The organism is Micromonospora sp. CNZ303 (assembly GCF_004345505.1).
Map to the genome: position 1 here is coordinate 60,217 of NZ_SLVT01000008.1, position 9,958 is coordinate 70,174.

The 9,958-nt window shown below is 72.9% G+C and carries 8 protein-coding genes; 3 read left to right on the top strand and 5 right to left on the bottom strand.

What is annotated here, in order from left to right:
* Window positions 1-17: 17 nt before the first annotated feature.
* Window positions 18-1,544 carry a TROVE domain-containing protein gene (locus EV374_RS14865; RefSeq protein WP_132235685.1) on the bottom strand — a complete coding sequence of 509 codons (1,527 nt, stop codon included), beginning with the start codon at window positions 1,542-1,544 and terminating at the stop codon, window positions 18-20.
* Window positions 1,545-2,283: 739 nt separating this feature from the next.
* On the opposite strand from EV374_RS14865, the gene EV374_RS14870 reads away from it, so the two are divergent.
* A complete protein-coding gene (locus EV374_RS14870; RefSeq protein WP_132235687.1) occupies window positions 2,284-3,225 on the top strand; it encodes a phosphotransferase in 942 nt (313 codons plus the stop codon).
* 127 nt (window positions 3,226-3,352) lie between these two features.
* Here the strand turns inward: EV374_RS14870 and EV374_RS14875 are convergent, their stop codons facing one another.
* The 3 genes from EV374_RS14875 to EV374_RS14885 form a co-directional block, all read right to left on the bottom strand.
* Entirely contained in the window at window positions 3,353-4,615 is a 1,263-nt protein-coding gene (locus tag EV374_RS14875; RefSeq protein ID WP_132235689.1) for a family 16 glycosylhydrolase, read from the bottom strand.
* 94 nt (window positions 4,616-4,709) lie between these two features.
* Entirely contained in the window at window positions 4,710-6,263 is a 1,554-nt protein-coding gene (locus EV374_RS14880; RefSeq protein WP_486485765.1) for a ricin-type beta-trefoil lectin domain protein, read from the bottom strand.
* Window positions 6,264-6,455: 192 nt separating this feature from the next.
* A complete protein-coding gene (locus EV374_RS14885) occupies window positions 6,456-7,232 on the bottom strand; it encodes an IclR family transcriptional regulator (RefSeq protein ID WP_486485766.1) in 777 nt (258 codons plus the stop codon).
* Window positions 7,233-7,286: 54 nt separating this feature from the next.
* Between EV374_RS14885 and eda the strand changes: the two genes are divergently transcribed.
* Both eda and EV374_RS14895 read left to right on the top strand, forming a co-directional pair.
* Window positions 7,287-7,952, top strand: coding sequence for a bifunctional 4-hydroxy-2-oxoglutarate aldolase/2-dehydro-3-deoxy-phosphogluconate aldolase (eda, locus tag EV374_RS14890; RefSeq protein WP_132235693.1), 666 nt, complete (start codon window positions 7,287-7,289; stop codon window positions 7,950-7,952).
* A gap of 3 nt (window positions 7,953-7,955) precedes the next feature.
* Window positions 7,956-9,050, top strand: a complete 1,095-nt coding sequence (locus tag EV374_RS14895) for a sugar kinase (protein ID WP_132235695.1) — start codon at window positions 7,956-7,958, stop codon at window positions 9,048-9,050.
* A 90-nt stretch (window positions 9,051-9,140) separates the two neighbouring features.
* Here EV374_RS14895 and EV374_RS14900 read toward each other — a convergent pair whose 3' ends face one another.
* A complete protein-coding gene (locus EV374_RS14900) occupies window positions 9,141-9,941 on the bottom strand; it encodes a crotonase/enoyl-CoA hydratase family protein (RefSeq protein WP_132235697.1) in 801 nt (266 codons plus the stop codon).
* Window positions 9,942-9,958 lie beyond the last annotated feature (17 nt).

Consider the following 9,958-nt stretch of genomic DNA (forward strand, 5'->3'; position numbering starts at 1 on the left):
CGACGCCGCGACACGGGTCAGAAGGGCCACTGGTCTCGTGACCCCGCCTCGATGAGCGGAATCATCGCGAACGCGGCGTCGGAGAGGCCGCCGAACGTGTGCCGGTTGCCGGTCGCCGGCGCGTGCCCGACCCGGTACCCGGCCAGGTTCCAGGTGTACACCGGTATCCGCGCCGGCACGGCGGCCGTGACGTCCGCCGCGCCGTGCCAGTGCGCCTGCTCGTCGGTGAGGATGACCACCCGGTCGTGCCGGTCGTAGTGGTCGCGCACCGCCTTCTCGGTCTGGGTCCCGGCGCCGTGGAAGTAGCCACCCTCCTTGAACCGGCGCACCGCCGCCAGCACCGACTCGCCGGCGACGGCCGGGAACACCGTGCTGGAGTTGGAGAACGACACCACCGTGGCGTCCCGCGCGCGGGCGGCCAGCGCGAGGCCGAACACGGTGGCCGCGTCCCAGCAGCGCAGCGTGCCGTCCTTGCTGAACGCGCTGTTCATCGAGCCCGACGTGTCGATCAGCACCAGGGTCCGCCCGTCCAGGGCGGGCACGTGCGCCAGCGCCTGCTGCAACGCCCGCTCCAAGGGGTACGCCCACCGCAGGCTCGGTGCCGCGTTGTACGCCGACAGGTACCGCATCGGCAGCACGCGCGACCGGGCGACCTCGCCCGGGTCGGCCAGCCTCGCCGCCACAGCCTCGGCGACGGTGTCGCTGACGCCGGCCCGGTCGAAGTTGCGCAGGTTGCGCAGCAGCGCCAGGTAACCCATGGTCGGGATGATCGCTTCCCACGCCGCGGCGTCCATCGCGGTCTGCCGCCAGCCCGCGAGGGCCTCCCAGGTCATGCCGGCCGCGCCCAGCACCGCCGGGTCGGTGATCCCGACGCGCCGCTCGACCGGCAACGCCATGAGCTCGGCCCGCGCCGCCAGCATCGTGAGGGACCCGGGCAGCGGGTTGTCGCGCTTGTGCCGGCGGTCCAGCGCGTGCCGGAAGAGGTCGCCCTGCCGCTCGTCCCGCGCCGTCGGGTGGGTCAGGTCGATGACATCGCCGAACCGTACCGCGCTGCCGTCGGCGTCGTACTTGAGCAGGCTCCGCTCGTGGTACAGCCGCGCCACCGCGTCGGCGACGCCCCGCTTGACCGGCTTGGGCATCGTCCGGCCGTGGCGCCCCAGCCAGTACGCGAGGGCCTCGCCCGGCTCGTCGGCCCGCTGCAACGCGGAGTCCACCACCGCCCGGGAACCGGGGATGCCGGCGGCGACCTGCGCGCGGGCGCCCTCCAGGGCGGCCACGACGGATGCGGAACGCAGCATCGCGCCGGTACGCAGCCACCGCACGAAACGCGCGAACCAGTCGGGGTCGGCGACGGCCACGGCGGCGACCAGCTCGCGGAACCGGGAGTCCCGGTCGGCGGCGCCCTCGTAGAAGGTGTCCTCGCCGACCATGTTCGACACGCCCAGCAGGAACAGCTCGGCCCGTGGCTCGCGGGCGAAGCCGGGCGCGCCCTCGGTGGTGACGGGCAGCTTGTCGCGCCGCCGCTTGAGGTTGAACTTGGCCATCGCGTACCCCGTGTGGGTGCAGCGGCAGGCGCGACCGCACCGCACACCCGAGACCAGAAGTCGGCGACGGACCTGTCCGCCGCTCTGCCGCTTGAGCTAGCCACCCGGAGGCGGCGGAGGACTCGAACCTCCAACCCGCGGATCCCTGAAGTAACCGTCACCTGCGCACCGGGCGTGCGGCGTGGTCGCGCCTCCCGAGATCGGAGCCGGCGACGGACGGCCTCTTCAACGGGGTGCGGGCACCCCTCCAAGATGTAACCGTCGCCTTCGCACCGGGAGGTGCGGGCACGAACGTAGCGGTGGCGCCGCCTCGGGGCAACGAGGTTTGCCGCCCGGTGACCGTGGCCGGGAATGACGGCCACGCCGCGTACCCGAGATCAGAAGGTCGACAGCGGTCGCTCTGCCAGCTGAGCTACCAGCGCCCGGAGGGCTGGAGGGGACTCGAACCCCCGACCCGTAGATGAAGTATCCGCTGTCTGCGCACCGGGTACGCGGCGTGCGCACCTCCCGAGGTCGAGGCGGCAACGGAGACCGGCCCTCGCGGGCCAAGGTGACCTGGGCTGCTGGTCGACACCGCCTTCCGGCGGCGGCGGGATTCGCACCCGCGTCTCCCCGTGGGAAGCGGAAGTAGCCGTTGCCTGCGCACCGGGAGGTGCCCGACGACGGTAGGCGACCCGTGCGGAAGTGGGCAAGTAACTTCGGTCGGTTGGCTGTCCTACCGTCCTGATTGACTGGTCGGATGCGGATCGGAGAACTCGAGGGCATCGCGGCGGCGCTGGGTAGCAGGGTGGTGACGACGTCGGTGTTGGCGGGCGGCTTCTCCCACGAGACACGCCTGCTCACGCTTGCTGACGGCCAGGTCGTTGCCCGGTTCGGAGGAACGGACCCGGCGATCGAGGCCGGGGTCATGGCCGTCGCCCGTCGGCATGTGCCGGTTCCGGACGTTCTGTTGGTCACGCCCGGTGAGGACGGGAGCGTGCGGCCGGCGATGGTCATCGAGTATGTGGCCGGCGATGTGCTGAGCGGGGTGCTCGCCAAGGGTGATCTTGGTCAGGCGGAAGCGGGTGAGCTGGGGGCTGAGGTCGGAAGGGTCGTCGCGGGGGTCGCCGTCGTGGCGTTCGACCGGCGAGGCTTCTTTGTCGACGGGGACCTCACCGTCAAGGAGGAAGACCCGTGGTCGCAGCAACTGGTTGAGGTCGCCGAGGCTTGTATGGCCGCGGTTCCCGAGGGCCGGCTCGACGGCGGGACGCGTCGCGCCTGGGTGGAGTTGTGCGCGGCTCACTCGTCGGCGCTGGAAGGCGTCGACGGTCACACCCGGCTGGTGCATGCCGACATCAACCCGAAGAACATCCTGGTCTCTCGCGTGGGCGGCGGTTGGCGGGTGGATGCGCTGCTCGACTGGGAGTTCAGCTATTCCGGTTGCCCGTACGGCGACGCCGCGAACATGGCCCGGTTCGGCGCCGACTATCCCGCCGGCTTCCTGGACGGCTTCCGCGCGGGATTCGCTGAGCGGCAGCCTGCGGACCTGGCCCTGGTCGAGGACTGGGCCTACGTGGGGCGGGTCCTGGACATGTTCGCGTTGAGCGACCTGGTGACTCGCCCCGTGGGGCATGCCGTCGCCGACCAGGCGGCCGAGCAGGTCCGGCGTTGGGTCGGGAGTGGCGTGCCGGACAGGGTGTGACGGGTGCCGACGAGACGGTCGTGGTGCGGGACCGGCAGGACGGCCGCTGAGGGGCGCGAGCCGGCAGGGCCGGTCGAGGCGGTGTGCCCCGGCCGACCCTGCCGGCGCCCGCGTGCTGCCCGAGGGATCAGACGCGGGACCACTTCTGGTTGGCGTCGCCCGTGCAGTCCCACAGTTGGAGCTTGCCCCCGTTGTTGGGGTTGCGGTCCCGTACGTCGACGCACCGGTTCGCGCTGAGGTTGACCAGGTCACCGGCGGCGTTGAGCGTGAACCGCTGCGCCGGGTTGCCGTTGCAGGTGACAAGGTTGACCTCGGTGCCGTTCGCCGTGCCGGCCCAGGCCGGGTCCATGCACTTGCCCATCGCCCGGATCGTGCCGTCGGAGGCGAACGTCCAGGCCTGCGCGGCGGTGCCGTTGCAGTCCCAGATCTGGAGCTTGGCCCCGTCGACCGGGTTGGCGCTCGGGATGTCGATGCACCGACCGCTGAGTGCGCCCCGGATGGCGTTGGTGCCGGCCGGCGGGTTGCCGCCCGAGGTGTAGCCCGAGACGCGTACGTAGTCCACGAGCATCTGCTGCGGGAACTGCGTGGAGGCGTCGGGGTAGCCCGGCCAGTTACCGCCCACCGCCACGTTGAGGATCATGAAGAAGGGGTGGTCGAACACCCAGCGGTTGCCGCCCAGCCGTCCCGGGTCGACCCGGTGGTACTCGACGCCGTCCAGGTACCAGATGATGGAGTTCGGTTCCCAGTCCACCCGGTAGGTGTGGAAGGTGTCGGCGAGCGGCTGGCCGATGGTGCGGCTGCCGGTGATGCCGCCGCCACCCGAGTAGCCCGGGCCGTGGATGGTGCCGTAGACGGTGTTCGGCTCCCGGCCGATGTTCTCCATGATGTCGATCTCGCCCGCGTTGGGCCAGCCCACGCTGCCCATGTCGTTGCCGAGCATCCAGAACGCCGGCCAGATGCCCTGACCGCGGGGGATCTTGATGCGGGCCTCGAAGCGGCCGTACGCCTGGGTGAACGTGGCCGCCGTGAGCAGCCGGGCCGAGGTGTACTCGCACCGGCCGTAGTGGCACTGGTAGTTGGCGGGGTTCTCCCGGCGGGCGGTGATCACCAGGTTGCCCTGGCCGTCGTGCACGGCGTTGCTCGTGCTGTTGGTGTAGTACTGCCGTTCGTTGTTGCCCCAGCCGCCGCCGCCGATGTCGAAGCGCCACTTGCTCTGGTTGACGGGCGTGCCGGCGGCGGCGTTGAACTCGTCCTGCCAGGTGATCCCCCCGATGGCGGCCTGCGCCGGTTCGGGGTGGACCGGCACGGAGAGGGCTGTCGTGGCGGCGATGATCGCGGTGGCGGCGAGGGCGAGCGCCCACGGCCGGCGGCGGGTACGGACTCTGAACATGTAGGACCTCCTTGGCGGAACTGCGCCGGCGCGACCTCTCTCGCGGCGGTCGGTCGGCCGGTCGGTGCGGGCGCGACGACAGGCGGGCACCGGGTCAGCCGCGACGCCACTTCTGGTTGGCGGCGCCGAGGCAGTCCCACAGGTGCAGGCGGGCGCCGTCGGAGTTGTTCCACTCCTTGATGTCGACGCACTTGTTGGCCTGCGGGTTGACCAGGTCGCCGGCCGCCGAGAGGACGAACTGCTGGGCCGGGTTGCCGCTGCAGTTGGCGATCTGGATGACCGCGCCGTTGGCGGTCGACCCCCACGCCACGTCCATGCACTTGTTGTTCTGGGTACGCAGCGTGCCGCCGGTGAAGGTCCACGACTGCGCGGCGGTGCCGTTGCAGGTCCAGGTCTGCAGGGGCACGCCGTCGGAGAAGTTGGAGTTCGGCACGTCGATGCAGCGGTTGTTCCAGTTGCTGATCAGCCGGCTTCCGCCGCCGCCGCCGGTGGTCACCAGGGACAGCCCGTAGACGCCGAGGATCTCGTTGACCGGCTGGAACCAGGTCGTGCCGCCCGTGGAGCAGTTGCCGGAGCCGCCGGAGGTGACGCCCTGGGCCTGGTTGCCGGAGATCCAGGCCCCGCCGGAGTCGCCGCCCTCGGCGCAGGCGTTGCTGCGGGTCAGGCCCGACACCGCGCCCTGCGGGTAGTTGACGGTCTCGTTGCGACCCAGGATGGTCCCGCAGCGCCAGCCGGTCGTGCGCCCGGAGCGGCAGACCGAGCTGCCGATCGCCGCGTCCTGCGATCCGGCGACCGTGACGTTGCCCCCGGCGTAGTTGTTCACCCAGGGCTGCGGCGTCCAGGAGCCGTTCGTGCGTACCCACCCGTAGTCGTTGCCGGGGAACGACGATCCCGCGAACGTGCCCTGGGAGACGTTGTTGTAGCCGAGGGTCGGGCTGCCGACGCCCCCGCAGTGGCCCGCGGTGACGAAGCCGCCGACGACCGCGAAGCCGACCGAGCAGAGGGTGTTGCCGTTGATCACGTACTGGTCGCCGCCGCGGATGTCGTAGAGCGGGCGGGGCGCGTCGGTGGCGGTGACGACCCGGATCGCGTCCGCGGGCACGCCGCTGGCCTTGGCGTACGCGATCGCCTTGTCGGCGGCGCCCGGCCGGACCGTCACGACCACGCTGTTGCGGGCGACGTCGACGTGCCAGCCGTGGACGTCGCGCGGGTCGGCGGCGACGGTGCGCCGGTCGAGGGCGCGCTTGACCGCGTCGAGGGTGCGCTCGCTGCGGGTGACGACCGTGACGTCGGCGCCCTCGGCGCGGACGGCCGTGGCGAGGGTCGCATCCGTGACGGCGACGGTGAGGCGCTGCCCGCCGGGCGGGATCCACGCGCCGGCGAACGCCGGGCCGAGCTTCGCCCGCAGGCGCCGCTCGACCACCGGCGCCGCCGCCTCGGTGCGCAGGCGTTCGTCGACCTGGGTGGTGGTGAGGCCGAGGTCGCGGCGCATCGCCTCGACCAGGGCGGGGCTGGGGCCGGTCGGGGCCGCCGCGGTGCGGTCCGGGGCGGCGGGGGACGTGTCGCTGGCGTGGCCCGCCGCCGGGGTCAGGCCGAGGAGCAGGAGGCCGGCGGCGGCGGGGACGAGCATGCGCAGTCTTCGAGACAAGGGGGTTCCTCCCGGTGCGGCGAGGGTGGCAGACGGATCAAGAGAGCGCTCTCTGAAAGAAGTCTGTCGATATCTCGACACATCTGTCAAGAAGGTTGCCAGTTGTGGCCCGCGCGTCGCCCTCGGCGACGGCCGGTGCGCGCCCGCGCCGGGCCCGCCGGTGGGCGGCGGGGGCGTCGGAACGGCGCCGGGTCAGGCGGTGGAGAGCAGGCCGCGCGCCGCCCGGACCTGGTCGACGGCCCGGCGGAGCGCGGCCACGATCCGGTCCTCGCCGGCGGCGCCCAGCCGGGCCACCGGCACCGACAGGCTGATCGCGTCGGTGGCCGGCGCCGCCAGGGGTACGGCCGTCGCGAAGCAGACGATGCCCTCGGTGTTCTCCTCGCGGTCCACCGCGTAGCCGCGTTCCCGGACGGCGGCCAGCTCGGCGCGCAGCGCGTCGGGGTCGGTGACGGTGTGCGGGGTGAGGGCGGACAACGGCCAGGTCAGCAGCCCGCCGAGCGCCTCGTCGGGGCGCTCGGCGAGCAGCGCCTTGCCCAGGGCGGTGGCGTGCGCCGGCAGTTGCCGGCCGATCGCGCTGTAGAGCCGCAGCGGGTGCACCGACTCGCGCTTGGCGAGGTAGACGATGTGCGCGCCGTCCAGGCGCCCGAGGTGGACGGTCTCGCCGAACTGCCGGGACAGGTCGTCGAGCACCCCGCCGAGCAGGCCCACGGTGTCGTCGCTGGTGAGGTACGCGGCGCCGACCTGGAGCGCGCGCACCCCGAGCCCGAACCGGGTGCCGGTCGGGTCGCTCTCGACCCAGCCGCGCTGGGCCATGGTGCGCAGGATGCCGTGCAGGCTGCTCTTCGGGATGTCCAGCGCGCGGGCCAGGTCGACCAACGAGCGCCGCTGCGGCGAGGCGGCCAGCGCCTCCAGCACCTCCAGCGTCCGGGTGGAGGACTTCACGGGCTGGAACCCGCCGGGCAGCGTCATGGGCGCCACTCTAGCGGGGTTGACAGGCCGGACGGCAGCGCTAGGGTCACATATGTGACTGGCGTACAGAATGATGAACAGAGCCCTGCGGTCGTGGCGGCCGTCGGCGCGGCCCGGATCCTGCCGGTCGTCGTGCTCGACGACGCCCGCGACGCCGCCCCGTTGGCCGAGGCGCTGGTGCGCGGCGGGCTGCCCTGCGCCGAGGTGACCTTCCGCACCGACGCCGCGGCCGAGTCGATCCGCGTCATGTCCGAGCGGGGCGACCTGCTCGTCGGCGCCGGCACCGTGCTGACCCCGGCCCAGGTCGACCGGGCCGTCAAGGCGGGCGCCCGGTTCGTCGTCACCCCCGGGTTCTCCCCGGCGGTCGTCCGGCGCTGCCAGGAGGCGGGCGTGCCCGTCTTCCCCGGCGTCGCCACCGGCACCGAGATCCAGATGGCCCTCGACGCCGGGCTCGACACGGTCAAGTTCTTCCCCGCCGAGCAGCTCGGCGGCGTCGCGATGATCAAGGCGCTCGCCGCGCCGTACCGCTCGGTGCGGTTCATCCCGACCGGCGGGGTCAACACCGCCAACCTCTCCGACTACCTCGCCCTGCCGGCCGTGCTGGCCGTCGGGGGCACCTGGATGGTCGCGCCCGACCTAATCGCCGCCGGGCGTTGGGACGAGGTCGCCGCCCGCACCGCCGCGGCCGTCGAGGCCGCCCGACCCGCCGTGGAGGCCTGAGCCGTGTTGTCCATCCGTCCGGCCGGCGAGTGCCGGTACGACCTGGTCTCCCTCGGCGAGATCATGCTGCGGCTCGACCCGGGCGAGGGCCGGGTCCGCACGGCCCGCACCTTCCGGGCCTGGGAGGGCGGCGGCGAGTACAACGTGGCGCGCGGCCTGCGCCGCTGCTTCGGGCTGCGGACCGCCGTGGTGACCGCGTTCGCCGACAACGAGGTGGGCCGGCTGCTGGAGGACCTCGTGCTCCAGGGCGGGGTGGACACGTCGCTGGTGACCTGGCTGCCCTACGACGGGGTCGGCCGCGCCGTGCGCAACGGGCTCAACTTCACCGAGCGCGGCTTCGGCGTCCGGGGCGCCGTCGGCACCTCCGACCGCGGCCACAGCGCCGCCAGCCAGCTCCGGCCCGACCAGGTGGACTGGGACCACCTGTTCGGCACGCTGGGGGTGCGGTGGCTGCACACCGGCGGCATCTACGCCGCCCTGTCCGAGACCACCCCGGAGACGATGGAGGCGGCGATGGCCGCCGCCGCCCGGCACGGCACCGTCGTCTCGTACGACCTCAACTACCGGCCCAGCCTCTGGAAGGCGGTCGGCGGGCAGGCCCGCGCGCAGGAGGTGAACCGGCGGCTGGCCCGGTACGTCGACGTGATGATCGGCAACGAGGAGGACTTCACCGCCTCGCTGGGCTTCGAGGTGCCCGACACCGACGCGTCGCTGTCGGAGCTGGAGGTGGCCAACTTCCAGCGGATGATCGAGGCGGCCACCAGGGAGTACGACAACTTCAAGGTCGTCGCCACCACCCTGCGTACGGTGCGCACGGCCACCGTCAACGACTGGGGCGCGATCGCCTGGGCCGACGGACGGTTCGTCGAGGCGACCCACCGGCCCGGCCTGGAGATCATGGACCGCGTCGGCGGGGGCGACAGCTTCGCCTCCGGCCTGATCTACGGACTGCTGGAGAAGGGCGACCTGGCCACCGCCGTCGAGTACGGCGCGGCGCACGGCGCGCTGGCGATGACCACGCCCGGCGACACCTCGATGGCCAGCCTCCGGGAGGTCGAGGCGCTCGTCCGGGGCGCCGGCGCGCGCGTGCAACGCTGACGCCCTCGCATGTAAGGAAGGGCACCTTCCTATCGCGCACGCGATAGGAAGGTGCCCTTCCTTACGGCGGCGCGCCGGCCGCCGTCCCGCTCACTCCCCGGTGAAGTGCGGTTCGCGCCGGTCGAGGAAGGCGCGGACCGCCTCGTCGTGGTCCCGGGTCTGGTGCGCCAGCGCCTGCATCGCGGCGGAGAGCTCCAGCACGCTGTCGAGGCTCTGGTGCTGGGCCTCGCGCAGCAGCTTCTTGGCCATCCGTACGGCGTGCGGAGGGTTCGCGGCCACCCGGTCGGCGAGCCGGCGCGCCTCGGTGAGCAGTTCCTCGTGCGGCACGACCCGGGAGACCAGCCCCCACTCCAGGGCGGTGGCGGCGTCGACCCGGTCCCCGGTCAGCGTCATCTCGGCGGCCCGGGCGGCGCCGACGGCACGGGGCAGCAGCCAGGCGCCGCCGTCGCCGGGGATGATGCCGAGCTTGACGAAGCTCTCCGCGAAGAACGCCCGCTCCGAGGCGATCCGCAGGTCGCACATGAGCGCCAGGTCGCAGCCGGCGCCGACGGCCGCTCCGTTCACCGCCGCGATCAGCGGCACGTCGCACGCGTACATCGCCCGGGGGATCCGCTGGATGCCGCGACGGTAGCCGTCGCGCAGCTCGTGCGGGGAGCCGCCGAAGAGGCCGACCCGGTCCGCCATGTCCTTGACGTTGCCGCCGGCGGAGAAGGCGCTGCCGGCGCCGGTGACGATGACCGCCCGGACCGCCCGGTCGGCGTTGACCGCCTCGACCCGGGCGACCAACGCGTCGATCACGTCGTCGCCGGAGATGGGGTTGCGGGCCTCCGGCAGGTTGATCGTCCACGTCTCCACGGGACCGTCCCGCTCGACGAGAACCGGGTCGTCCACGCGTGTCTCCTCGGTGT

Bases quoted from the DNA above. Each gene is read 5' to 3' on its own strand.
- EV374_RS14870 (WP_132235687.1), top strand. From the start codon at position 2,284: ATGCGGATCGGAGAACTCGAGGGCATCGCGGCGGCGCTGGGTAGCAGG.
- EV374_RS14865 (WP_132235685.1), bottom strand. From the start codon at position 1,544: ATGGCCAAGTTCAACCTCAAGCGGCGGCGCGACAAGCTGCCCGTCACC.
- EV374_RS14875 (WP_132235689.1), bottom strand. From the start codon at position 4,615: ATGTTCAGAGTCCGTACCCGCCGCCGGCCGTGGGCGCTCGCCCTCGCC.
- EV374_RS14885 (WP_486485766.1), bottom strand. From the start codon at position 7,232: ATGACGCTGCCCGGCGGGTTCCAGCCCGTGAAGTCCTCCACCCGGACG.